Source organism: Corallococcus sp. CA053C, from assembly GCF_003611675.1.
Classification (GTDB): Bacteria; Myxococcota; Myxococcia; order Myxococcales; family Myxococcaceae; genus Corallococcus.
Window position 1 is genome coordinate 1 of record NZ_RAWA01000096.1, and the last position, 25,566, is coordinate 25,566.

The window sequence follows — 25,566 nt, forward strand, 5'->3', positions numbered from 1 at the left end:
GTGCGGGGCTGGGGACTGGGGGCCGTCCTCGTGAAGGCCGCCACGGCACAGGACGCGGTGGCACTGGTCTGGGACCTCGTCGAACACCTGCTGACGGAGAACGTGCCGCACGAGGTGTACGCCTGGAAGGAGGAGACGGGCGTGGTGCTGGGGGTGGTGACCCGCGTGTCGGAGGAAACGGTGGAGTCGCTCTACCGCCACGCCATGCGGGGGGCGGCCACGGCGCAGCGCCGCGACGGCCAGCGTGCCTTCGCCGAGCGCCTGCGCGCGGGCCCGCGGAGTCCGTGGGTGGCGATGGGCGACATCGACAAGCTCCAGTGCCTCAACCGCCTCTATGGCCGCCGGCTGGTGGGGGATGAGAGCCACGGGATGATCCGCCGCCTCTTCGAGCGGCTGGACGCGGTGGCCCGGCGCGACGGGGCCTGCTTCTACCGCTACCTCTCCGGCGACGAGTTCGGGGTCATCTCGCGCCCGGGGGCCTCGGCCTCCGAGTTCGGCCGGACGTTGGAGGCCATGCGCGAGTCCGCGCGAGCCCTGGCGGAGGAGCTCGCGGTGCTGCGGGTGACGGGCGTGGACGGGTGCGAGCAGGACGTGGGCGGCCTGCCTTCGGTGGCTGCGTGGCTGGCCGAACCGGGCGGTGGGGTGCGGCTGCTCGTCTGGAAGCGCCCGGAGGCGGGCGCGGAGCAGACCCGGAGCGAATGGGAGCAGTGGCTCCATGCGCGACACGGTGACGGCGTGAAGGTGCGCGCCGATCCCTTCCAGGAAGGAGTCCTGTGGGCGCCGACCCTCTCCATCGGGGCCACGCCCGCGCCGGACGGGAGGGAGGAGCGGTTCGCCGAGGCCATGGCCCTGGCCACGTCCCTGTGCAAGCAGGCCAAGACGCGTCGGGACAGCATCGTGCTGGTGGAGCACCCGCCCACGGACGCGGGCGCGGGGGATGGGGATTCCGCCATCCTGCGGCCCCAGGCGAGGGCCTTGCTGCGCTGGCTGCACGCAGAGGGTGCGCTTCCGGCGCCGAGGGAGCTGAAGGATCCGGTGACGGGGCTGCTGTGCCAGGAGGCGCTGGAGGGAGAGTTGTTGGGGACGGGCCTGGGGACGGAGGAGACGTTCATCCAGCTCACCGACAGCGCGTACACCTCCGAGCGCTTCGTGGAGCAGGAGCACCGCCCCATCAAGTGGGGCCCCGAGCACCAGGGCACGTGCATGGGCGCGCGCATCATGGCGGTCAACGAGTTCTACGGCTTCGATGCGGGCTCGGAGGCCATCCAGTTGGTGGCGGCCGCGGTGCTGCGCCACCTGCGCGCGGGCTGGCGCGAGCGGGTGCGCGTGGCCCGGGCACCGCCGGACAAGGTGCAGCTCTGGCTCTCCAACACCGTATCGACGTCCGAGGTGTTGGCGTTCCTGGACGACGTGCAGCAGGAGATGAACGACGCGCTCCTGCCGGGTCTCACCGTGCGGCTCAAGGCGGTGTGCATCCGGGGTGCGCACGTGTCCCGCGGCGCCGAGGTGTTGGACATGGTGGATCCACTGCGCTCGTTGGAGGAGACGGTGGACGTGGACGTGTCGCCGCGAGAGCAACGGGAGCCGGGGCGCGGGAACGTGCTCGCCACCCATGACATCCCCGTGGGCGATACGGGACAGAGGCGCGCCTTCCAGGCCGCCAGCGCGCGCTTCCTGGAGGAGCAGGCCCGCGAGGCGGCCGATGAGCTGCTGCGCGTCTACCGGGACCGACTGCCCCGCATGAAGCGGGAGCGCACGGGCGACATGCTGGAGCCCACGGCCTGGACGGTGGTGATTGGAGGCAGGCACGGCGCGGGCAAGAACACGCTGGCCGAGCGGCTCGCGAGCGCGATGGGCCTGCGCGCCTACAACGTCGGCGACCTCAAGCGGCGGATGGCCGCGGTCCGTGGTTTCGCGAGCGTGCAGCGCTATGGAGCCTCGCTGGACGGCGGCGCGGCCCGGGAGCTGGATGCGTTCCTCGACGGGCTCCAGGAGGAGCGCATCCTCCAGGGAGGTGCCCTGATCCACAGCTTCTTCGGCCCGTGGGTGGTGTCACGGCTGGAGCCGGAGTTGGCCCGGCGAGGGGGACGGGTGCTGCGGGTGCTGCTGGAGTGTCCGCTGGAGGAGCGTGCGCGTCGGGTGCATGCACGGCATGCCGAAGGCGATGCTCCGGGTACGCTGGAGGAGGTGCGAGAGCAATTGGCGGCCCGGGACGTGGCGGACCTCGAAAACTTCACGCAACTCGCGGGTAGCACCTGGGCCAGGGCGCTGCTTCACCCGGACCGGTACGACCTCGTGCTGGACACCTCCAGGCTGTCTCCGGAGGAGGTCACCGCGAGGGTCCTGTCGACTGTTTCTGGAGCATGAACAAACCCGCAGCTCCAGAGGTTCGCTCCTGGCTTGGGCTTGAGCGGTTGCGTGTCGTCTCGCGGAGCCCTCCTTCTCAGGGGAGGACGCGGATGTCCTCCGGGAACACGGGGTCCACTTCGTACTCCCCGAGGAACTCTCCACTGAAGCCCTGGATGACGACGCGCTGGCCCTGCGCCAACCCGCTCACGTCGATGCCCGTGCCAGCATTGACGAACACGGTGGTGGGGCCGGTGCCGTCATCCACCTGGAACTTGAACCCATAGGGGAAGTCGTCCTCGATGTCGCTGACGATGGTGCCCTTGATGCGAACGAGGCGGCCCTCGGTCTCCTCGCTCACATCGCCCGTCTTCACCGGGTGGGGCGGGGGCTCGTTCGCCGTGCCCAGCACCTCGATGGAGGTCGGAGCGACGCTGAGCACCCCTCCGAAGGACTGGGTCAGCGTGCCCGTCACCCGGACCACCTGGCCGACCTGGATGTCCGCGTCGAGCGAGTCGAGGATGTAGATGCCGACCTTCTTCTCCTGGATGGCGAAGCCGTTGTCATTGGGGAAGAAGCCCCCGGTGAACGACGTCGCCACGCCCACCACCGTCACGGTGCTGCCCTGCGGCTGCTGGCGCGCCTCGGCGATGGAGCCGTGCGGGCCCTTCGCCATGACCGCGCCTGGAGCAGCAAGGACCACCACCGCGAGCAGCGCGGCCAGCCCGACCTTCCACTGCGTTCCTGACTTGTTCATGGGGTACTCCGGGGTCTGCGGGGTGCGTCCAATCATGTACACCGATGCTCTCGCACGCGCAGTCAAATCCTGGTCAAAGGGTTCAAAGCCTACCATTCGCGCGCAACCGCGGTTCGCGTTCAAACCTCGACGTCCCAACACTGACGCCGTACTGGGGGGATGTGGCAGTGGATAGGTGAGGACTCCACAGTCGCTGTTCAAGTACATTCAGGTGTTCTACAACCGGAAGCGGCGCCACTCAGCCCTGGGCTACGTCAGCCCAGCGGAGTACGAGCAAACCGCCGCAACCAAGAGGCTGGCAGCGTCGTCAACCTGTCCACCGAACCGGAGCAGGCCACCGAGCGACCGACGGATGATCCACTCGCTAGATGAGTGGGCTCCCTCAGCAAAGCGAAGCCACATGCCCGTGTGGCCCTGCTTCGGAGACGGGCAAGCTGCCGCGCCTGAAGGAGCCCGGGCCCGGACATAGCGTTGAGGCATGCCTGAAGGGTTCCACGCACCGGACCTCTGGCTTGCGCGGCTCGTGCTCCAGCGCGGCCTGGGGTTCTGCTACCTCCTCGCCTTCCTCGTCGCTCTGAAGCAGTTCCGGCCGCTCCTCGGTGAGCACGGCCTGCTCCCGGTCCCCCGCTTCCTCGCCCGGGTGCGCTTCCGCGGCGCGCCGAGCGTGTTCCACCTCCGCTATTCCGACCGCCTGCTGGTCGCCGTCGCGCTCGTCGGCATCCTCCTGTCGCTCACCATCGTCCTGGGCCTCCCCGATGCGTGGCCCATCCCTCTCACGCTCGCGACCTGGCTCGTGCTGTGGGCGCTCTACCTCTCCATCGTCAACGTCGGGCAGACCTTCTATTCCTTCGGCTGGGAGTCGCTCCTCCTCGAAGCCGGGTTCCTCGCCGCATTCCTGGGCCCGGCGTGGAGCGCGGTGCCCGCCCCGCTCCTCTGGCTCTTCCGGTGGCTGCTGTTCCGCGTCGAGTTCGGGGCCGGGCTCATCAAGCTGCGCGGCGACTCATGTTGGAAAGAGCTCACCTGTCTCGACTACCACCACGAGACGCAGCCGATGCCGAATCCCCTCTCCTGGTACTTCCACCGCCTGCCCAGGCCGCTGCACCGGCTCGAGGTGCTCGGAAGCCACTTCGCCCAGCTCGTCGCACCGTTCCTGCTGTTCTTCCCGCAGCCCATCGCCACCTTCGCGGGGCTCTTCATCGCGCTCACGCAGGCGTGGCTCCTCCTGAGCGGCAACTACGCCTGGCTCAACCTCATCACCATCATTCTCGCGGCCTCGGCCATTGACGGTGCCGTGCTCGGGCACGTCGGTCGCGCCAGCACGAGCGCCGTCCCCTGGCACGACGGGCTCGTCCTCGCGGTCACCGCGCTCCTCGTCGTGCTCTCCTACCGGCCCGCCCGCAACCTCTTCGCACGCGAGCAACTCATGAACGCCAGCTTCGATCCGCTCCGCCTCGTGAACACCTACGGAGCCTTCGGCAGCATCACCCGCGAGCGCTACGAGGTCGTCATCGAGGGCACGGACGACGAGCGCCTCACGCCGGCCACCGAGTGGCAGGAGTACGCCTTCCGAGGCAAGCCGACCGACCCGAAGCGGCGCCCATCGCAGTGGGCGCCGTACCACCTGCGGCTCGACTGGCTCATGTGGTTCGCCGCGCTCTCACCGGCGTACATGCCCAGGTGGTTCCCACCGCTCGTGGAGAAGCTCCTGCGGGGCGACGCGGCGACGCTCCGCCTGCTGCGCCACAACCCCTTCCCGGAACACCCGCCGCGCACGCTTCGCGCCGTCCTGTACCGCTACCGCTTCACGACCTGGCGGGAGCGGCGCGACACAGGCGCGTGGTGGGAACGCACGCGCCTGCGCGACTATCTCCCGCCGACCCGGCTCAGCGCCTGACGTCCGTCAAATCCAGTCGCGACTCAGAGCATGATCTCCTTGAAGGACTTCCCAGAGGGGATCAACGGCAGGCAGTCTTCATACGGCGTGACCATTTCGAGGAAGTGCGGTCCCCGATGTGCCACCGCCCGGTCGAGCACCCCTCGGAGCGCACCGGGCGACTCCACCCGGTCCACGTGGCCGTCCGTGAAGCCGTTGCCGCGGGCCAGCGTGGTCCACTGCTTGACCTGCTTGATGACGCCCGTCGTGCGCCCCTCGTAGAAGTGGTTGTTCCACATCCGCACGATGCCGTAGCCGTCGTTGTTGAACAGCACCACCTTCACCGGCAACGCGCGCTCCCACGCCGTCTCCAGCTCCGCCTCGGAGAAGCGCAGGCTCCCATCCCCCGCGATGCAGATGACCAGCGCGTCGGGATTCGCGATCTGCGCGCCCAACGCCAACGGAAGCCCGGAGCCCATGCACCCGAGCCCCGACGACGTCAGGAATTCGTCCCCCGGTTGAAGCTCCAGGTACTGCGACGCCCACATCTGGTGGCTCCCCACCTCGGTCGTGAAGATGACCCGCTGGCCGCTCTTCGCCCGGTGCGCCCGCACCGCCGCGTTGAGCTGCTCCAGCACCAGCTGCGCCTGCAGCGTGCCCGGCTGCACCTTGTAGGTGGACGGGTACTCCTCGCGGACTGCTGCGATGCGCTCGTGCCACTGCGTGAAGCGCAGCCCCTTGCCTTCGAGCAGCGCCGTGAACGCCCCCAGCGTCTCCTTCAGGTGCCCCACCACCCCGAGCTTCCGCTCCGGCATCACCTTCTGGACCTGCTCCTGGGCGATGTCGAAGTGGATGAGCCGCCGCGCGTTCGGAGCGAAGCGCTTCGTGTCACCCGTGATGCGGTCGTCGAACCGCGAGCCCAGCGAGATGACCAGGTCCGCGTTGTCGACGATCCAGTTCGGAACGTAGAACCCATGCATCCCGATCATCCCGTGGCAGTGCGGGTGGGTGCTCGACAGCGCCGCCTTCCCGGGGAGCGTGTGCACCACCGGGATGGGCGCGGCCTCCAGCAACGCCAACAACTCGCTCCTCGCCTCCGCGATCACCACGCCGCGACCGGCGATGATGACCGGACGTTCGGCATGCCGCAGGCTGGCTACGACCTCCTCCAGTCCCGACGCCATGGGCCGGGGCTTCGCCTTCGCCACCGCTGGAGCGCGGGGCGGCAGCGGCGCGCAGGCCTGCTGCTGGAGGTCCTTCGGGAAGTCGATGAGCACCGGGCCCGGCCGACCGTCGAAGGCCACGCGGATGGCGTCGGCCAGCACGTCGGCCGCGTCCTCCATCCGCTCCAGGTAGACCACCTTCTTCGCCACCGAGGCGGCGATGACGGTGATGTCGATCTCCTGGAACGCGTCCGTGTTGCGCGCGCTCCGGGCCACCTGCCCCGTCACCACGAGCAGCGGGATGTTGTCCCGCAGCGCGTCCGACAGGGGCGTGATGAAGTTCGTCGCGCCCGGCCCCGACGTCGCCGTGACGGCGCACAGCTTGCCTGTCACCTGGGTGTAGCCCATCGCGGCCCAGGCCGCGCCCTGCTCCGTCTGGAAGCACTGGAGCTCGAGCCCAGGGCTGGCCTCCAGCGCGTCGACGAAGTCCATCACCGCGCCGCCGGTGACCGCGAAGGCGCGCTCGATGCCCGCGCGCACCAGCAGCTCCACGAAGATGTCTGAACCCGTGCTCCAAGAACGTTTCATTGGGTGACCTCCTCTCGCCCTGCCCTAGCCATTCACGATGGCGTATTCGCCCGGCACGTATTCCTTGAAGTGCTGCCGGTGCTTCTCCATGTCCAACACGTTCACCGTCTTGATGCTCCAGCGGATCTTCTGCTGGTACGGATCCTTGATGGTCCCCACGTCCTTGCCGTGCAGGCCCGTGTTGTTCGAGCAGCTCACGAAGTCACCGGGACGCATCAGGATGCGGGACTTCAGCGAGTGCAGGCCCTCGTTCACCTTCTCGACGGCGCGGGCGCCCTCGTCCGAGTACGCGACGGTGCGGTTCTCGAAGTAGACGAAGTCCGCCTCACCCTGGATGACCGGGTGGTTCGCCGCGCGCCCCAGCTTCGCGTCCTTGTCGCTGTGCGTGGAGAGGTCGTCGTAGGGCGTGTAGAAGTTCGGCTCGCGCAGCACGCGCTCCAGGTCCGGCCCCAGGAAGTCCATCAGGTCGCGGTTGCGGACGAACGTGGTGAGGATCTCGTTCTGCTCGAAGCTGCGCATGCCCAGGATGTTGACGAAGTCCGGGCGCACGAAGTGGTTCGCCAGGTCCTTGTGGAACCCGATGGGCAGGAGCGTCTTCTGGGACTGGCTCTTGTAGAGCTCCTTCATCGGGTAGATGTCCTGGAGGATGTCGCCCGCGTTCACGTTCTTGTAGCCAATCGCCGGCTGCCCCATCAGGTCCGCGTAGGTGAGCAGGAAGCCTTCAGCGATGAACGTCTTCTTCAGCTCGTACTTGGACTTCACCGGCTGCTCGAAGTCGAAGGGGGGCACGCCCTCGTCGATGGGGCAGTTGGTGACGAAGTGGAAGGGGTGCGCGATGAGGTCCCGCCCCCGCGCGGCCGTGCACATGTCCACGAAGCGCTGCGGGATGCGGCCCTCCGCGAGGAGCTGGCGGACGCCCTTCAGGAACGCCGGGTACTGCGTGTAGGGATTCGCCGTGATGGAGGAGAGCGCCTCCTTGAACTGCTGCTTCTCGTCGGGGGTGAAGCTGAAGTCGGTCTGGATGGCGGGCTTGAAGGTCATGGGGTTCACCGGGTGGGGGTTCAGGCTGCGGACTGGTGGGAGGAAGAAAGCTGCGCGCGAGGCGCGGGAAGGTGCTGCGCGAGGAGGGACAGGTAGCGCTGCGCCTGCTGCTCCACGACCTCGCGCGGGAACAGGCGTCGGCAGTAGCGACAGTCGATGACCATGCCGTCGCTGTGCTCCATGGCGTACCACATGGCATCGAAGCGGACGTCCGTGGCGCTGACCTCGTGCACCGCGGCCGCGGCCCGGAGTTCCGGAGAGACGGGCTCGTCCAGCGTGAGCGCGCTGAAGAAAGACGTGGTGAGCGCGAAGCTGTCCGCGCCCGAGGGGAAGCCGAGGTCCGCCAGGATGCGGTCGTTCTGGTAGCTCTGGTGCTGCATCGCGGACAGGAGCGCGTTCTGCACCTGCGCGGCACAGGAGGCGAACGTGTCCCCGCCGTCGAACCGGACGCGCATCATCACGAGGTTGATGGCGATGCCGACGAGCGACGGGAACTGCCGCATGTCACGCCCGTTGAGCGGCGTGCCGACGATGATGTCGCGGCTCCCCTCCAGGTCGTGGATGAGCACGTAGAAGCCCGTGAGGAGCACCACGAAGGGGCTCACGCCCAGCTCCCCCGCCACCTGCTTCACCTGGGCCCACAGCGCATCCGGCAGGAGGACGCGGTAGGCGGCGCCGCCCCGGTCTCCGCTGTCGTCGCTGCTCGCGAAGTCCGCGAACGGTGGAGGTGGAAGCGGCCTGGCAAGGTGGTTCAGCCAGTAGCGCCGATCCGCCTCGAAGGCGCCCTCATCGAGCAGGCGGTTGTGCCACTCGGCGTAGTCCTTGTACTGGAGCGCGGGCGGCGGAAGCGTGACGGGCCGGCCGGCCACGCAGTCCGCGTAGATGGCGCCGAACTCCTGGCGCATGACGAACAGCGACCAGCCGTCCGCCACCAGGTGGTGCACCGTCATGAGCAGGAGGGAGCGCCCTTCGCCCGCGTGGACGAGGTGCGCGCGCAGGAGCGGGGCCTTCTCCAGGTCGAACAGGCCCGTGGATTCCTGGCGGCGGAGGTCCGCGATTGCCTTTGCCCGGAGCTCCGGCGCGAGGTGCGTCAGGTCCGTGACCTTCAGCGCGCAGCGGGCCTCGGGGGCGACGACCTGGACCCGCTCGCCGTCCTCGCGCGGGAAGGCGGTGCGGAGGCTCTCGTGGCGCGCGAGCAGTTCATTCAGGGCGCGCTCGATGGGCTCCGCGCCGGGCGTTCCTCCGCCGAGCGGAACGACCGTGAAGATGTTGGACCAGGTCCGCTGCGGCTCCCGGACGTAGTCGCGCCAGTAGCGCCGCTGCGGGGGCGAGAGGGGGTAGGAGGCCCGGGGCGCGATGGGGACGAGTGCCGTCGAGGCTTCGACTCCCGAGAAGCCGGGGGCCTCCGGGGACGTGCCGGAGCGCAGCGCCGTCTCGACGCGCTCGCCCAGGGCCGCGACCGTGGGGGCTTCGAACAGGGCCCGCAGCGGGATGTCCACGCCGAAGGCCGCTCGCATCCGGCTGAGCACCTGCATGGCCAGCAGCGAGTGGCCTCCCAGTTCGAAGAAGCTGTCGGTGCTGCCCACGCGCGGGACGCGGAGCACCTCCGCCCAGAGGGTGGCCAGGGTCTCCTCCACCGGGGTCCTGGGGGCCACGTAGGTCCGGTGCGCGTCCGCCTGGGTCATGTCCGGCGGCGGGAGGGCCTTGCGGTCCAGCTTGCCGTTCGCCGTGAGCGGCAGGGCTGGGAGCTCCACGAAGGCCGTGGGCACCATGTGCTCGGGCAGGGTGTCGCGCAGGTGGGCTCGCAGGACCTCCGACGCGCTCCGGCCCGCTGCCGTGCTTGCCACGACGTAAGCGACGAGACGCTTGTCCCCGGGGACGTCTTCCCGGACCACCACCGCGGCTTCGCGCACCTGCGGGTGCTTCGCGAGCACGCTCTCGATTTCGCCGAGCTCGATGCGGAAGCCTCGCAGCTTCACCTGGTGATCCGCTCGGCCCAGGAACTCGAGGACTCCGTCCGCCCGGTAGCGCACCACGTCGCCCGTCTTGTAGAGCGTGGCCTGTGCGTCGGATGAGAACGGATCCGGGACGAAGCGCTCCGCTGTGAGCTCCGGCCGATTGAGGTAGCCCCTCGCCACGCCGTCTCCACCCAGATGCAGCTCTCCCGCAACACCGATGGGGACGGGGCTGCCATGACGGTCCAGGACGTAGGCCACGGTGTTGGCGATGGGCCGGCCAATCGGGATGGATCCGACGAGGTCCGCCTCGGTGAGGGTGTGGCAGCAGGCGAACGTCGTGCTCTCCGTGGGCCCATAGCCGTTGATCAGCCGCACTCCGGGAAGCGCCGTCAGCGCCCGCTTCACGTGTGGCACCGACAGCGCTTCACCTCCGGCCAGCAACTGGCGGAGCGGTCGCAGCGCTTCGGGCTGTTCGTCCACCATGGTGTTGAAGAGGCTCGCGGTCAGCCAGAGCGTCGTGACGCCCTCGCGCTTCACCGTCTCTCCCAGCGCCGTCAGCGTCGGCCGCTCCGGAGGGAACACGACCAGGCGGCCCCCGTTCAGCAGCGCGCCCCAGATCTCGAACGTCGAGGCGTCGAAGGACAGCGGCGCCACCTGGAGGAACACCTCCTCTGCGGAGAAGCGCGCGTAGCCGGTCTCCTTCACCAGCCGCACCACGCCCCGGTGCAGCACGCAGACGCCCTTCGGACGCCCCGTCGAACCGGAGGTGTAGATGACGTAGGCCAGGCTCTCCGGCCCCGCGCCGCTCACCGGCGCGTCCGTGCGCGCTGTGGCGATGGCGTCCCACTCCGCGTCCAGGGCGAGCACGGGAGGGCGCTTCGCGGGGAGCTTCTCCACCAGATGCCGCTGCGCCAGGACGAGCGGCGTGCCCGTGTCCTCCAGCAGGAACGCGAGCCGCTCCTGGGGGTAGCCCGGATCCAGCGGCAGGTACGCGCCTCCCGCCTTCAGGATGCCGAGCAGCCCCACCACCAGCTCCACCGAGCGTTCGACGCAAAGGCCCACCAGCACCTCCGGCCCCACCCCGCGTGACTTCAGGTGGTGCCCGAGCTGGTTCGCGCGCCGGTCCAGCTCCCGGTACGTGAGCCGCTGATCCCCGAAGACCACCGCCACCGCGTCCGGCGTCCGCGCCACTTGCGCCTCGAACAGCGCGGCAATGCCGTGCTCCCGTGGCAAGGCCGTCCGCGTCTGGTTCCAGGCCACGACCAACTGGTGCCGCTCACCCTCCGTCAGCAATGGCAGACGCGACAGCGTCTGGCCGGGCTCCGCCACGAGGCCCTCCAACAGCGTCCGGTAGTGCCCCGCCATCCGCTCGACCGTCGCCGCGTCGAAGAGGTCGGTGTTGTATTCCAGCGAGCCCCTCAACCCCTCCGCCGTCTCCTCCAGCGACAGCGTGAGCTCGAACTTCGCCACCGTCTGCGCGAACGGCAGCGGCTCCAGCGTCGCCTCGCCCAGCGCCAGCGCGGGCATGGGGGTGTTCTGCAGCACGAACATCACCTGGAACAACGGCGGGCGGCGCAGGTCCCGCACCGGAGCCAGTTCCTCCACCAGCTTCTCGAAGGGCACGTCCTGGTGGGCGTACGCCCCGAGCGTCACCTCGCGCACCCGGGCCAGCAGCTCCCGGAAGCTCGGGTCCCCGTCCAGCTTCGTGCGCAGGGCCAGCGTGTTGACGAAGAAGCCGATGAGCCCCTCTGTCTCCGCTCGCGTGCGGCCCGCGATGGGCGAGCCCACCACGATGTCGTCCTGCCCGCTGTGGCGATGCAGCAGCACCTGGAAGGCCGCCAGCAGCGTCATGAACAGCGTGCCGCCCTCGCGGCGGCTCAGCGCGGCCAGTGCATCGGACAGCTCCCGGGACAAGGCCACCGGAACCACGCTCCCCCGGTATGTCCGCACAGCGGGACGCGGCCTGTCCGTGGGCAGCTCCAACGCGGGCGGTGCCGCGTGCAGTTGCTGCTTCCACCAGGACAGCTCGGACGCCAGCACGTCCCCCGCGAGCCACTGCCGCTGCCAGACCGCGTAGTCCGCGTACTGGATGGGTAGCTCGGGCAGCGGGGAGGGACGGCCCGCCGTGAAGGCCTCGTAGAGCGCGCCCAGCTCCCGCACGAGCACGCCCTGCGACCAGCCGTCCGAGACGATGTGGTGCATTGTCAGCAACAGCACGTGCTCCTGATCCGAGCGCCGCAGCAGCTTCGCGCGCAACAGCGGTCCGTGCGCGAGGTGGAAGGGCGTCCGCGCCTCCTCCATCGCCAGCCGATGCATCTCCGCTTCCGTCGAGTCTCGCAGGTCAATGACAGACAGGGACAGCGGCAGGTCGGACGCAATGGCCTGGTGGGCCTGCCCATCCACCGTGGGGAACGTGGTGCGCAGTGCCTCGTGGCGACGCACCAGTTCTTGGAGCGCCTGCTGCAACGCGCTCACGGACAGCGGCCCCGTGAGGCGCACCGCCGCGGGCATGTTGTAGAGCGGGCTGTCTGGCTCCAGCCGGTCGAGGAACCACAGCCGCTGCTGCGCGTAGGACAGCGGCGGTGGTGTCTCTCGGGAACGGCGAGTGATGGGCGGGGCACCTGCCGCGCCGCCCTGACTCCTGGCCGCCTCCACGGCCACGGCGACTCCCGCCACCGTGGGGGCTTCGAAGACGTCGCGCAGCCGCGCTTCCACCTGGAAGGTCGCTCGCAGACGGGAGACCAGCTGCATCGCCAGCAGTGAGTGGCCGCCCAGCTCGAAGAAGGAGTCCTCGGCTCCCGCGCGTTCGACGCGAAGGAGTTGGGTGAAGAGCTCCGCCACCTTCGCTTCCGTGAGCGTGCGCGGGGCGACGTATTCGCCCTGGGCCGTGGGGAGCTCCGGCTTCGGCAGCGCCTTGCGGTCCACCTTGCCGTTCGGGTTCAGCGGCAGCGCTTCCAGGACCACGATGGCCGAGGGCACCATGTACTCGGGCAACGAGCCGCGCACGTGAGCCCGGAGCACTTCCGATGAGCCCCCTTCACCTGCCACGACGTAGGCGACGAGGCGCTTGTCTCCGGGCACGTCTTCGCGGACCAGCGCCACGACTTCTCCCACCGACGGGTGGGCTCGCAGGGCCGACTCCACCTCGCCCAGCTCGATGCGGAAGCCGCGCAACTTCACCTGGAAGTCGATGCGCCCCAGCGCCTCCAGCTCACCGTTCGGCAGCCAGCGCACGCGGTCTCCCGTGCGGTACATGCGCGCATCGGGCTCCGCGCTGAACGGATCCGGCACGTAGCGCTCCGCGGTCAGCCCCGGCTTGCCCAGGTACCCTCGCGACAGCCCCGCGCCCCCGAGGTACAGCTCGCCGGGAATGCCCCTCGGCACCGGGCACAACCACGCGTCCAGCACGTAGCCTCGCGTGCCCGTCACCGGCCGCCCCACCGTCGGTTCCGTCGTGGCCCCCTTCGGGACCCATGCGATCGTCGAGTACGTCGTGTCCTCCGTCGGACCGAAGAGGTTCGAGACGCACTCCACCTCCGGATACGCCGCGTACACCGCCTGCACCAGCCGGTTCGACAGCGACTCCCCAGCGAGGTTCACCGTGCGCACCGTCGGCGGCACCCCGCCGCTGCGCACCAGCTCCGCCATCGCCGAGGGCACCGTGTTGAGCAGCGTCACCCGCGCCTTGTCCCGCAGCGTCGGCAGCGCCAGCGCGTTCTCCGCCACGATGACCGTGCCGCCACTCGACAGCGGCGCGAACATCTCGAACACGGAGATGTCGAAGTTGAGCGACGTCCCCGCCATCACGCCCGCCAGCTGCCGGGGTGAGAACTCCCGCACCGCCCAGTGCAGGAAGGCCACCGCGCTCCGGTGCTCGATGGCCACGCCCTTGGGACGCCCCGTCGAACCCGACGTGTAGAGCACGTAGGCCAGGTTGCCCACGCTCGACCGATTCTCCACGCGAGTGGTGGGCCACTGGCGGATGCGCGGCCCGTCCGAATCGAGGCACACCTCGTGCGCTCCGTGCGCGCCCAGCGAGCCTCGCAGCCGCGCCTCCGTGAGCAGCACCGGCGCGCGCGCGTCCTCCAGCATCCAGCCGAGCCGGTCCCTCGGGTAGGCCGGATCCATGGGCACATACGCCCCGCCCGCCTTCAGCACCGCCAGCACCGCGACCACGATCTCCGCAGAGCGCGACATGCTCACGCCCACCAGCGTCTCCGGCCCCACCCCCAGCGAGCGCAGGTGGTGCGCGAGCTGGTTCGCCCGCGCGTCCAGCTCCGCGTACGTCAGCGCCTTCCCGTCGAACACCAGGGCCGTCGCGTCCGGCGTCCGGTCCACCTGCGCCTCGACCAGCCCGTGCACCGAGCCCACCACCGGGCCCGACAGGTCCGACCCCGAGACGCCCACCAGCACCTCGTCCCGCTCCGCCGCCGTCAGCAGCGGCAGCTCGGAGAGCCGCGCCTCCGGACGCGCCGCGATGCCCTCCAGCAGCACCTCCAGGTGTCTGGCCATTCCCTGGACCGTCTTCGGCGCGAAGAGGTCCGTGCTGTACTCCAGCGTGCCTTCGAGCCCGCGTTCCGTCTCCGTCAGCGACAGCGTGAGGTCGAACTTCGCCGTGCTCGCCTCCGTCGCGTAGGGCTTGAGCTCCACACCCGGGAGCCGCAGGTGCGGCAGCACGTCCTGCTGGAGCGCGAACATCACCTGGAACAGGGGTGTGTGGCTCAGGCTGCGCCGGGGCTGCAGCTCCTCCACCAGCTTCTCGAAGGGCACGTCCTGGTGGGCGTAGGCGCCGAGCGTCGTCTCCTTCACGCGCGCGAGCAGCGTCCGGAAGCTCGGATTGCCCCCCAGCTTCGCGCGCAGGACGAGCGTGTTGGCGAAGAAGCCGATGAGCCCCTCCGTCTCCGCCCGCGTGCGGCCCGCGATGGGTGAGCCCACCGCGAAGTCCCGCTGGCTCGCGTAGCGCGCCAGCAGCACCTGCCAGGCCGCCAGCAGCAGCATGAACGGCGTCACGCCCTCGTGCTTCGCCAGCGAGTCCAACGCCCGACTCAGCTCCGTGCCCAGCTTCACCGGCACCGTCGCGCCACGATGCGTCTGCACCGCGGGCCGCGCGAAGTCCGTCGGCAGCTCCAGCACCGCCGGCACGTCCGCGAGCTGCGTCTTCCAGTACGCGACCTGCTGCTCCAGCACTCCGCCCGCGAGCCACCGCTTCTGCCAGTCCGCGAAGTCCGCGTACTGCACGGGCAGCTCGGCCAGCGTGACGGCCTTGTTCGAGACGCGGCCCTCGTAGAGCGCCGCGAGTTCCCGCACGAGCACGCCCAGCGACCACCCGTCCGAGACGATGTGGTGCATCGTCACCAGCAGGACGTGGCTCCGGGGGCCGAGGACCAGCAGCTTCGCGCGGAAGAGCGGTCCCCGTGACAGGTCGAAGGGACGCGCTGCCTCCTCGTTCGCCTCTCGCTGGACCTTCGCATCGGGCGCTTCCGTCAGGTCCACCGTGGAGAGGTGGAAGGCTCCCGCCGGGTGGATGATCTGCACCGGCTGCCCGTGCTCGTCGTGGAACGTCGTGCGCAGCGACTCGTGCCTCCGGACGACGTCCTCCAGCCCCAGCCGCAGGGCTTCCGCGTCCAGCGCTCCGTCCATCCGCACGGCGCCGGGCACGTTGTAGAAGGCGCTCCCCGGCTCCAGCTGGTGCAGGAACCACATGCGCTGCTGCGCGAAGGACAGGGGCAGCGCTCCGTCGCGGGCGACGCGATGAAGCGGTGTGAGGTTCGCGGGGGCCTCGTCTCCAAGTAACGCGGCGACACCCACCACCGTCGGCGAGTCGAAGAGCCTCCGGAGGGGGACTTCCCGTCCGAACGCCGCGCGCAACCGGGAGACCAGCTGCATCGCGAGGAGGGAGTGGCCTCCCAGCTCGAAGAAGGAGTCCTCGGCGCTGATCCGCTCGACGCGCAGCAGCTCGGCGAAGAGGACCGCGACGCGCGCTTCCGTGGGCGTGCGTGGGGCCACGTAGCGGGCTTCCGACACCAGGCCCTGGGGTGTGGGCAGCGCCTTGCGGTCCACCTTGCCATTCGGCGTCAGGGGCAAGGTCTCCAGCACCACGATGGCCGCGGGGACCATGTACTCGGGCAGCGAGTCGCGCAGGTGGGCGCGCAAGGCCGCGGTGTCAAGCGTCGGTCCACCGGATCCGGAAGGACTCGCGACGTAGGCCACGAGGCGCTTGTCTCCGGGGACATCTTCGCGGACCACGGCCACCGCCGCGCGCACCGACGGGTGCCGCGTGAGCACGGTTTCGATTTCACCCAGCTCGATGCGGAAGCCGCGCAGCTTCACCTGGAAGTCCACGCGACCGAGGAACTCCAGTGTCCCGTCTGCCTTCCAGCGCGCCAGGTCGCCCGTCCGGTACAGCCGAGCCCCAGGCCTTCCGCTGAACGGATCCGGAACGAAGCGCTCCGCCGTCAGCGCCGGACGACCGCGGTAGCCGCGCACCACGCCCTCGCCTCCGATGTACAGCTCCCCGGCCACTCCATCCGGCACCGGGCCGAGGCGCGCGTCCAGCACGTACAGCTCCGTGTTGGCGATGGGCCGGCCGATGGGCACCGGCGACTCCGCCGCCTCCACCGTGTGCGTGGAGGACCAGACGGTGGTCTCCGTCGGTCCGTACATATTGAGCAGCCGCCGGGGCAGTCGATTCGCCAGCGACGAGGCCAGCGCGGGCGGAAGGGCCTCACCGCCCACCAGCAGGCAGCGCAGCGTGCCGAGCACGTCCTCGGCCCCGGGCTCCAGCAGCAGCGCTCCCGCCAACGACGGCGTGCCCTGCAGGTGCGTCACCGCGTGCTCGCGCACCTGCGCCAGCACCGCGCCCGCGCCCACCTCGTCCCCCTGCACCACCACCTGGAACCCGCGCGCCAGCGTCCACAGCAGCTCCAGCACGGAGATGTCGAAGGAGACGCTGGTGACGGCCAGCCACACCGACCGAGGCCCCACCGGCACGCGCTCGTCCATGCCGGCGAAGAAGTTGGCCACGTTGCGCTGAGACACCTGCACGCCCTTGGGGCGCCCCGTGCTGCCCGACGTGTACAGCACGTAGGCCAGGTGCTCCGGGCCCGCTCCGTCCCGAGGGCCGTGCTCGGACGCCTCGCCGCGTGTCTCCGGCGCATCCAGCAATACCGTGCGCACGCTCTCGGCCACGGGCGTCCCGGCCAGCGCAGCCTGCGTCAGCAGCAGGCGCACCCCCGAGTCCTCCCGCATGTACGCCAGCCGCTCCGCCGGATGGTGGGGGTCCAGCGGCAGGTACGCGCCGCCCGCCTTGAGGATGCCCAGCATCCCCACCACCAGTTCCACGGAACGGCGCGCGCACAGGCCCACCACGACCTCGGGCCCCACGCCCAGCGCGCGCAGCCGCAGCGCCAGCGCGTTGGCCCGGCGGTGCAGCGCGAGGTACGTGAGGCGCTCTTCGCCGCACACCAGCGCCACCGCGTCCGGAGTACGCGCCGCCTGCGCCTCCAGCAGCGCCGCGAGTCCCGCCGCCTCGTACGGCCGGCGCGTGGTGTTCCACTCCACCAGCACCCGGTGCCGCTCGCCTTCCGTGAGGAGCCCGAGCTCGGAGACGCGGCGGCCCGGCTCCGCCACGAAGCCCTCCACCAGCCGCTGGAAGTGGCTCGCCATCCGCTCGAGGGTCGCCGCGTCGAACAGGTCCGTGGCGTATTCGATGGCCGCCGACAGCTTCCCGTCCGTCTCCACCATCGAGAGGCCGAGCTCGAACTTCGCCGTGCCCGGCACGCCGCCGTCCGGCCGGCCCTGCACCGGCGTCCACGCGAGCCCCGGCAGTGACAGCGTGGGGAACGGCGCGTTCTCCAGCATGAAGCCCGCGCGGAAGAGCGGGTTCAGGTCCTGGCCGCGCGGAGCCCCGACGGCGCTCACCACCTGGTCGAAGGGCACCTCCTGGTGACGGAGCGCGCCTTCCACCGCGCCCCGCAGCCGACGCATCAGCACCCCGACCTCCGGGTCACCCGACAGGTCGCACCGCAGGACGAGCGTGTTCACGAAGAAGCCCACGACGTCGCGCAGCTCGCGCCGGTCGCGGCCCGCCGTGACGGTGCCAATCCCGAAGTCCGTCTGCCCGCCGCAGTAGCGATGCAGCAGCGTGGCCCAGGCCGCCAGCAGCGTCACATACAGCGTGCAGGACTCGCGACGGGCCAGCTCCCGCAGGCCCGCGGTGAGCTGCTCCGAGAGCACGAAGGTGCACGCGTCGCCGGCGTGCGTCGTCCCGCGCAAGGGAGTCCGGGACGTGGGGAGGTCGAGCCTCGGCAGCCCCGCCAGGTGCTCACGCCACCACGTCCGCGAGCGACGGGCGTCTTCGCCCTGGAGCCGGGCCTCCTGCCAACGGACATGATCCGAGTAGCGAACCGGAAGCTCCGGAAGCGTCCGGGGCGAGCCTCCGCGGAAGCCCTCGTAGAGTTCCGCCAGCTCGCGAGCGACCACGCCGAGCGACCACGCGTCCGTGATGATGTGGTGCTGCGTGAGCAGGAGGACGTGCTCTTCGTCACCCAGCGTCACCAGCGTGGTCCGCAGCAGCGGGCCCCGGACCATGTCGAAGGGCGTCGTGGCGTGCTCGGTGGAGAGCCGCTCGCGCTCCGCTTCCCGGCGCTCCGGAGCAAGGCCCCGCAGGTCGACCGTGGACAGCTCCGTCGGACGCACGGGCTGGACGACGAGGACCGGCCGCCCTTCCAATTCGGGGAAGGTGGCACGCAGCATCGGGTGCCGCGTGGTGAGCGCCTCCAGCGCCTGCTTCAGCGCGGCCGTGTCGAGGGCGCCCTTCATCCGCAGCCCCGCATGGACGTTGTACAGCGGGCTTCCGGGCGACAGCCGGTCGAGCACCAGGAGCCGCGCACCGCCCGGCGACACGGGCCCGGGCTCCGTCTCCGGAGCCGCAGAGCGCGGGATGGCCGCCGACGGTCCCTGATCCGCCTTCCCTTCCAGGTGGCGGACCAGGGCGGTGATGCTGGGCTGCTCGTAGAGCAGCGCCGGGGAGACCGATCGGTTCAGTCGGGACTCCAGCTCGCCGGACAGTCCCACGAGGTCCGTGGAGTCCAGCCCGTAGCGGGCGAACGGCTGCTCCGGATCCACGTCCTCGCCGGGCGTGCCGGAGAGCGTGGCGATCCGTTCGATGAGCCAGCCTTCGAGCCCCTCCGCCTTCGCGCCTTCCGGCCTGGGGGACTTCACCCTCGGCGCCGCGAACGCCACGTCCGAGGCGAGCGCGAGCGTTCCGTCCAGGAAGGCATTCCGGCACGCGTGCCGCTGCACCTTGCCGCTCGTCGTCTTCGGCAGCGTCCGGGACTGCAAGAGCGCCACCGCGTGCACGATGACACCGTGCTCCGCCGCGACGGCCTCGCGAACCGCCGTCGCCACGTCGGCCGGCGCCGCGCCCGAGCGCTCGTCAAACTCCGCCACGACGACGAGCTGCTCCTCGCCCTCCACCTCGATGCCGAAGGCCGCGGCACACCCCAGCCGCACCGCCGGGTGCGCCTGCTCCGCGGTCAGCTCCACGTCCTGCGGGTACAGGTTCCGGCCCCGGACGATGACGACGTCCTTGAGCCGCCCCGTCACGAACAGTGAGCCCTCGTGCAGGAAGCCCAGGTCGCCAGTCCTGAGGAACGGCCCTTCACCCGTGTCCTCGATGCGAGCCCCGAACGTGGCCGCGGATTCCTCCGGACGGTTCCAGTAGCCCCGAGCCACGCTCGGTCCCGAGACCCAGATTTCACCGACCCCGTCCGGCCCCACGCGCCGACGGCTCGTCGGATCAACGATGGCCACCTGCTGATCCAGCCAGACCTGTCCACAGCCGACCAGCGAGCGCGCGCCGTGCGCCTCCGTGAGCACCACCCGCCCCTGCTCCAGCGCCGACGCATCGAGCGATACGGGGACGGGTGCCGCCACCGTGTCCGGGCCGGTCACGAACAGCGTCGCCTCGGCGAGCCCGTAGCACGGGTAGAACGCCGAGCGCCGGAAGCCGTGCGCCGCGAAGGTCTCCGCGAAGCGCTCGAGTGTCGCCCCACGCACCGGCTCCGCGCCGTTGAAGGCCACCTCCCAGCTGGACAGGTCCAGCCCGGCGCGCTCCGCCTCCGTGACCTTCCGCACGCACAGGTCGTAGGCGAAGTTGGGCCCGCCGCTCGACGCAGCCCGGAAGGTGGAGATGGCTTGCAGCCAGCGCGCCGGGCGCTGCAGGAACGCCAACGGAGACATCATCGTGCACGGCATGCCCACGTGCAGCGGCTGCAGCACGTTACCGATGAGCCCCATGTCGTGGTACAGCGGCAGCCATCCGAGACCGCTGCCCTGGGGCGTGTGGCGGAACCCCTGCTGGAGCATCCGCTCGTTGTGCAGCAGGTTGTCGTGGGTGATGACCACGCCCTTCGGCGTCCCCGTCGACCCCGACGTGTATTGCAGGAACGCGACGTCCGAAGAGGGACGCGCCGGGTGCCGCCAGGAATCCGCCGCGGAGTCCGGCACCGCGTCCGAGGCAATCCACCGCAGCGCGCCGAGCTCCGGCGCCATGGGCAGCAGCGCCTCCGCCATCCCGGCGATGACCTCCGTGGTGAGCACCGCCCGAGCCCCGCAGTCCTGCGCGATGGAGCGCAGTCGCCCCAGTGTCCGCTCCAGCCGGCTCGGGTCCGGAGGATAGGCGGGGGCTGCAATCACGCCCGCGGACAGGCACCCCAGGAACGCGATGATGAAGTCGAGCCCCGGGGGATACAGCAACAGCACGCGCTCGCCGCCGAGCCCTGCCTGCTGGAGGGCCGCGGCCACCGCGCGCACCCGGCGGTCCAGCTCCGCCCACGTCAGCGTCTCCACGGGACCGTCGACATCGCCGGTCGTCAGGTAGCGGTACGCGAGCTGGGAGGGGCGGGCCCCAGCGTGGGACTCCAGGGAGCCGATGAGTGACGTCGAGATGCGCATGTCAATTCACAATAGGCGCACTGTGTCATTCAGGACTAGCGCGATAAAGTTGAACATTTCCTGTATCCACCGCGCGTGAATACGCGACAGGAGTTGTCAGCAGATACAAGGGTTTCCCTGTCGCAAGGAATGACTGAAATGCACCCGCAGTGTGCTCGTGCTCTCGCTGAGCAGGCGACTGAGCCGAGCGCGCTGACGGGGCGCACCCCTCCGCACAGCCCGGAAGAGAGGACCGCTTTATTAACCCTCATCAATGAGGGCGAGGGCGCCCCTCCCTACTCTCGCAGCCACAACGTCGCTGAACGTTCTGGAGCCCTCGCGATGAACATCACCCGCCTTCACTCCCGCACCCTGGGAGCGCTCTTCCTCCTTGCGTTCTTCGCCTACGGCTTCGGCACCGCGCTCGTCACCTCCGTCCTGAAGGAGCCGGAGCTCCTGGCCGGTCAGAGGGCGCCGTTCGTCGGGGGTGCGCTGCTGCTCCTGTTGAACTCCTTCTTCATCGTCGGGATTGGCGTGCTGTTCTTTCCGATCCTCCGCGAGCGGAGCCCGGGCATCGCCCTCGCGTACGTCTGCACGCGGGTCATGGAGGCGCTGACCCTCATCATCGGGGTGGTGTTCCTGCTGTGCATTCTTCAGCTCGGAGAATCCGCGCAAGGGCAGACGACGCCGGAGCTGATGACCCTGGTGAAGGTTCTCTCGAAGGGGAACGTCTGGGCGTACCAGCTGGCGATGACCATCTTGGGGGCCGGCAGCGTGGCGTTCTGCCTGTCGCTGTACCGCTCCCGGCTTCTGCCATCGTGGCTCCCACTGCTGGGCGCGGTGGGCTACGGCCTTCTGGCGCTGGGGTCGGTGCTCGAGCTCTTCGGGCTGCCGTGGGGCATTCTCTTCTCCGGGCCCGGGGGCCTGTTCGAGCTGTTCCTCGCCGGCTGGCTCATCGCCAAGGGGTTCCGGACGGTCACGCCTTCCGTCGCGGCGTAGCCGGCCTGCCGCGCGTGGCGATGCGCTTGCGGATCCGGCTCAGCGACTCGGGCTTCACGCCGATGTAGCTGGCCAGTTGGTACTGGGGAAGCCGCTGCAGGATGTCCGGCCGCGTCTTCGAGAGCTTGAGGTAGCGCTGCTCCGGGGTATCGGTGAGATGGGAAGCGAGCCGTTCCTGCTGGTCCGCCAGGACCTTCTGCATCGCCATCCGGGAGATGCTCTCGAAGCGAGGGAAGCGACGATACAGGTCCCCCTCGCGTTGCGCGGTGCCCACCACCACCGTGGTGTCTTCCGCGCAGACCAGGAAGTGATCCGCCGGGGTCTGGTTCATCATGCTCTGAATCGAGAGGACCCATTCGTCCTCGGTGAAGAACCCGTTGCTCCGCTCCTCACCGTCGACGACGTAGTACTGGCGGACGCAGCCCTGGAGGACGAAGTAGGCCTCGGTGCAGACCTGTCCCGCCATGAGCAGGTGAGTGCCTTTCGGGCAGGTCTTCACCACCATGCTGTCCAGGATGGCCTGGGCCTCCTCGTCCGACAGAGGAGAGATGCGGCGGAAGTAGTCGACGAGCCTGTGTTTCATGGGAGCCCTGCGCGACCGGAGGGAGCCCCATCATCCCACCGGGTCGGCGGACGTGGCCCGAAAAGAAGAAGCCCCTGTCGTACTGGCACCGGGCTCCCTCTTGCTACCTGCTCGCCTGCGCCAGGTGGCGAGGGCGGCTACCAGCCGCAGTGGAGGTGGTCGTAGTGGCCGGCCGGGTCATTGCTGGGGCCGAACACCTCGATGGCGCCCAGGGCGCGACACGCGTCCATGAAGCCGCGCGCCGTCGCGCTGTCACCGGAGATGCGCACGCCGTTCACCTCGTCCACGTCGAAGGCGCGCCCCTGGAAATGCAGCGAGCCGGCGCTGTGGTCCGCGCCGGAGATGGCCATGACGAAGTAGCGGTAGTTGCGGCTGGCGATGAGGTTCTTCATGCTATTGAGCAGGTTGCTGGTGAGGAAGACGGTGGTGCAGGGCGCGTTGCCGTAGCAGCTCGTCTTCGACGCCCGGCCGGCGGAGCATCGTCACGCGGTGGATGCCATGGAGCGCCGCCAGCGGGCGCGCACGGAGTCCGTCGATTTTACGCAACCCAGCAACCCGGTGAGCGCCTGACCTGAGGCCGACAAAGGGCCGGCACGTGCTTGAGCGGTTCTTCCCGATGCGAGACCCTTCGCGCCCCTGGGAGGAGCCGCATGAAGCCACACCGCGCCACACTCGCTGCGTGTCTCAGCATCATCACCTGGCTGGGCGCCTGTTCCAGCGAGGACCCGTCCACACCCGACGCCGGGCAGGGCGGCCCCTATGATGGCTGTCGTCAGGAGGGTGAGGAGCTGAACGCCAAGGTGCTGGGCGCCACCTGCTGCGAGGGATTGACCCGCATCGAGGACACCCAGTACCGGGACGGTGGCGTGTGCGAACCTGTTCCTCCGGACCTCAAGGTCTGCACCCGCTGCGGCAATGGCCAGTGCGGGCCTGGAGAGTCCCCCTGCAACTGCCCCCAGGACTGCCCCTGAAGGCTCATGGACGCGAGCGCCGCCCCAACCCATGACGACGGGGACGGCGCTGCGCTCACCCGCGCTTCAGCAGCCCCAGCCGCCCGGGCCGCCGAAGAAGAAGTACGTGCCCCAGTCCCCGCCCGACGACGCGGGCGTGTACGCCAGCGAGTAGCACGACGGCGACGGCTGCGCTGACGTCAGGCTCGACCACTGACCGGCGTTGGCCAGGTCGGTGTAGAAGACGGCGCGCTGGTAGGCCGCCTGCGTCCACCCCCAGCCGCCCCAGCCACCGCTGCCCATGGGCGGAAAGGTGTCGGGGCCCACCGTCTCGCCGCCGTAGTCGATCTCCGTCGCGAACTGCGACAGCTGGCCGCCCCGGTAGAGCGAACCGGGGTAGTAGCCCACCGCATCGAAGGTCCCATTGCCCTGGAGGAAGAGCCACCAGTTGCCGCCGGAGAACTTCCACTGCATGCGGAACTCATACTGGGTCCCCCCGAAGGTGCTGTAGATGCTCCAGGCGCCGCCCAGCGGCCAGTTGGGATTGATCTGGACGAAGCCCGGACAGTCCAGGTTGTAGCAACCGGTCGTGTAGTTATCCGGCGTGAAGTAGATGAAGGTGACGGCATTGGTCGTGCCGTACAGGGCCGGGTACACCTGCCAGCCCCCCTCCACCGTCTGCAGCGCGGCGCCGCTCCCACCGACGTACCAGTGCTGCGACAGCGAGAAGATCTGCCCCGCGCCGGTGTTGATGGGAGGGCTCCAGAGGTTCAGCCGCGATTCGCCACCGTAGTTGTACGCCCACTGGTAGGCGTGGGCGTACCTGTGGGTGACGGGCGCGAGCGCCGAGGAGCCGGAGAACGGCCGTCCCGCACCGTCCGGGCCCTTGCCCAGGAAGTGCCGTAGCGACTCGAAACGGGACAGCCCTTCGAGCGTGACGCGGCGCATGGGGATGGTGCCACTCTCGCAGCGCAGCTCGTTGCCGAACGGGTCCTGCTTGCCGCGCTCCAGCGGCGAGGCAGCGGCCCGGGGCTGCTCACCGGACTCCTTCACGAACGGCGTCGACGGCGAGGAGGGCGCGGGTGGCGCCTCCACGCCCTTCAATCCCAGCAATCGCACCGAAGGCTGCTGCGCGACGGGCACGCAGTCGAACACCTGCGTGTCGAGCATGAAGCTGTGGTCGACCCGCACGCCGTCGTACAACGAGAGGACATGCTGGCGCATCTCGTTGAACGCGGCCTCATTCTGGACCCGCGTTCCTGCCAGGCCCTGGAAGGTGCTCAGCCTCGCCGCCGACGTGTCCCGCACGAACTGCTCGAAGGGGACGAGCCGGTCTGTCGTGTTTGCAGCCTGGGCCGTGCCCGCGCAGAGCGCGGCCAGCGCGAGCCCCTTGAAGAGGATCTTCATGGTGTCTCCGGGTGGGGGACAGCCAGGGTGGGGTGCTGTCTGCGAGGCCATCCGCCCGGACGGAGTCTAACCTGCTTTATACGGGGATTCCATGGCAGGCAGGTAAAGCGCACTGGCTGCCGCGATCGGAGGGGTGCAGTAACGACATTCAACCAAACGTTCTCACCAGCAGCCTGAAGCGCCTGGAGCTCAAAGGCAATATCATCAACAACCTCTCTCTCTCCTCCTCGCCATCCCGCTCAAGAACAACATTGAGTTCAACCCCACCATCACGCCTCAGAAACGAAATTGGCCGCTTCGCGCAGCTCCATGAGCAGGCGGCCCAGCATGTTGCTGCCGCTGCCGTCTCCTCCGTCGCCCCAGTAGTCGTCGTTCTCGGTGGTCGGCCAGGTCCTGCCACGGGCCTTGATGGGATAGGGCGCGAAGTTCGAGCACCATCCATGCTCATCGGTCACGCTGTAGAAATGGATCACTTCGGCCATGCAATCCCTCTGGGTTGAGCAGAGCTTCGCGCACCCCTCGCGCTCGCGCCAGGGACGGATGGCGCCTGGCCTCTCTCAGCGAACTTCGAAGACCGCTCCCTCCACAGCATCGGGCGGCTCCGCTCCGATCAACTCGATCTGAAGCGTTACCGTCCCGTCCACCTGCGAGCGTCCGCCTTCAAGCGCGACGGAGCGCACAAGTATCTCCACAGGCCTGCCAGAGACCAACCCATAGGCTCGCGCGCCAGGCGCCACCACTCCAGACAAGATGTCCGCCGTTGCAAGCGTCAACCCCGGGGTGGGCAGCCGATGGACATGGAGTACTCGGAACATGAGGGTCGTCATTGCGGCTCCCGGAGGCCACGCAGTCGGGCGATCGTGTCCCATATCTGGGACACGGGCAGCGTGCGCTCGCGTGGAATAGGGGCAGGCAGGTTCACGTTACCCCCCTTTCTCCAAGCATGCCCCCAGCCCCCTCCGAGGT

At 69.5% G+C, this 25,566-nt stretch carries 12 protein-coding genes and 1 pseudogene; 5 read left to right on the forward strand and 8 right to left on the reverse strand.

All coding sequences use genetic code 11. The features are described from left to right. Positions 1 to 2,367, forward strand: a 2,367-nt coding sequence (locus D7V97_RS15375) for a cytidylate kinase family protein (RefSeq protein ID WP_147444818.1), incomplete at its 5' end; no start/stop codon positions are given. A gap of 76 nt (positions 2,368 to 2,443) precedes the next feature. On the opposite strand, the gene D7V97_RS15380 is transcribed toward D7V97_RS15375, so the two are convergent. Next, the gene (locus tag D7V97_RS15380; RefSeq protein WP_147444819.1) at positions 2,444 to 3,103 is read right to left on the reverse strand and encodes a hypothetical protein; all 660 of its coding nucleotides are present in this window, start codon (positions 3,101 to 3,103) and stop codon (positions 2,444 to 2,446) included. Between the two features lie 193 nt (positions 3,104 to 3,296). Between D7V97_RS15380 and D7V97_RS45915 the strand changes: the two are divergent. Both D7V97_RS45915 and D7V97_RS15385 read left to right on the forward strand, forming a co-directional pair. Further along, positions 3,297 to 3,386: pseudogene (locus D7V97_RS45915) on the forward strand (IS3 family transposase); the annotation flags it as partial. Positions 3,387 to 3,581: 195 nt separating this feature from the next. Beyond that, a complete protein-coding gene (locus D7V97_RS15385) occupies positions 3,582 to 4,997 on the forward strand; it encodes a lipase maturation factor family protein (protein ID WP_120611390.1) in 1,416 nt (471 codons plus the stop codon). Between the two features lie 23 nt (positions 4,998 to 5,020). Here D7V97_RS15385 and D7V97_RS15390 read toward each other — a convergent pair whose 3' ends face one another. Genes D7V97_RS15390 through D7V97_RS15400 form a run of 3 tightly spaced genes read right to left on the reverse strand, consistent with a single transcriptional unit; the run spans position 5,021 to position 20,682 of the window. Further along, a complete protein-coding gene (locus D7V97_RS15390) occupies positions 5,021 to 6,727 on the reverse strand; it encodes a thiamine pyrophosphate-binding protein (RefSeq protein ID WP_120611391.1) in 1,707 nt (568 codons plus the stop codon). 24 nt (positions 6,728 to 6,751) lie between these two features. Beyond that, on the reverse strand, positions 6,752 to 7,768 hold the full coding sequence (locus D7V97_RS15395; protein ID WP_147444820.1) for a hypothetical protein: 1,017 nt from the start codon (positions 7,766 to 7,768) through the stop codon (positions 6,752 to 6,754). Positions 7,769 to 7,788: 20 nt separating this feature from the next. Further along, positions 7,789 to 20,682, reverse strand: a complete 12,894-nt coding sequence (locus tag D7V97_RS15400) for a non-ribosomal peptide synthetase (RefSeq protein ID WP_120611393.1) — start codon at positions 20,680 to 20,682, stop codon at positions 7,789 to 7,791. 321 nt (positions 20,683 to 21,003) lie between these two features. On the opposite strand from D7V97_RS15400, the gene D7V97_RS15405 reads away from it, so the two are divergent. Then, positions 21,004 to 21,660 carry a DUF4386 domain-containing protein gene (locus D7V97_RS15405; protein WP_120611394.1) on the forward strand — a complete coding sequence of 219 codons (657 nt, stop codon included), beginning with the start codon at positions 21,004 to 21,006 and terminating at the stop codon, positions 21,658 to 21,660. On the opposite strand, the gene D7V97_RS15410 is transcribed toward D7V97_RS15405, so the two are convergent. Both D7V97_RS15410 and D7V97_RS15415 read right to left on the reverse strand, forming a co-directional pair. Next, the gene (locus D7V97_RS15410; RefSeq protein WP_120611395.1) at positions 21,638 to 22,243 is read right to left on the reverse strand and encodes a Crp/Fnr family transcriptional regulator; all 606 of its coding nucleotides are present in this window, start codon (positions 22,241 to 22,243) and stop codon (positions 21,638 to 21,640) included. The genes D7V97_RS15405 and D7V97_RS15410 overlap by 23 nt on opposite strands. A gap of 137 nt (positions 22,244 to 22,380) precedes the next feature. Then, entirely contained in the window at positions 22,381 to 22,635 is a 255-nt protein-coding gene (locus D7V97_RS15415) for a hypothetical protein (protein ID WP_120611396.1), read from the reverse strand. Between the two features lie 258 nt (positions 22,636 to 22,893). Here D7V97_RS15415 and D7V97_RS15420 point away from each other — a divergent pair, with 258 nt between their 5' ends. Next, entirely contained in the window at positions 22,894 to 23,214 is a 321-nt protein-coding gene (locus D7V97_RS15420; RefSeq protein ID WP_120611397.1) for a hypothetical protein, read from the forward strand. A gap of 66 nt (positions 23,215 to 23,280) precedes the next feature. Here the strand turns inward: D7V97_RS15420 and D7V97_RS15425 are convergent, their stop codons facing one another. After that, positions 23,281 to 24,600, reverse strand: coding sequence for a neprosin family prolyl endopeptidase (locus D7V97_RS15425; protein ID WP_158623368.1), 1,320 nt, complete (start codon positions 24,598 to 24,600; stop codon positions 23,281 to 23,283). Between the two features lie 269 nt (positions 24,601 to 24,869). Continuing rightward, on the reverse strand, positions 24,870 to 25,082 hold the full coding sequence (locus D7V97_RS15430; RefSeq protein ID WP_120611399.1) for a hypothetical protein: 213 nt from the start codon (positions 25,080 to 25,082) through the stop codon (positions 24,870 to 24,872). Positions 25,083 to 25,566 lie beyond the last annotated feature (484 nt).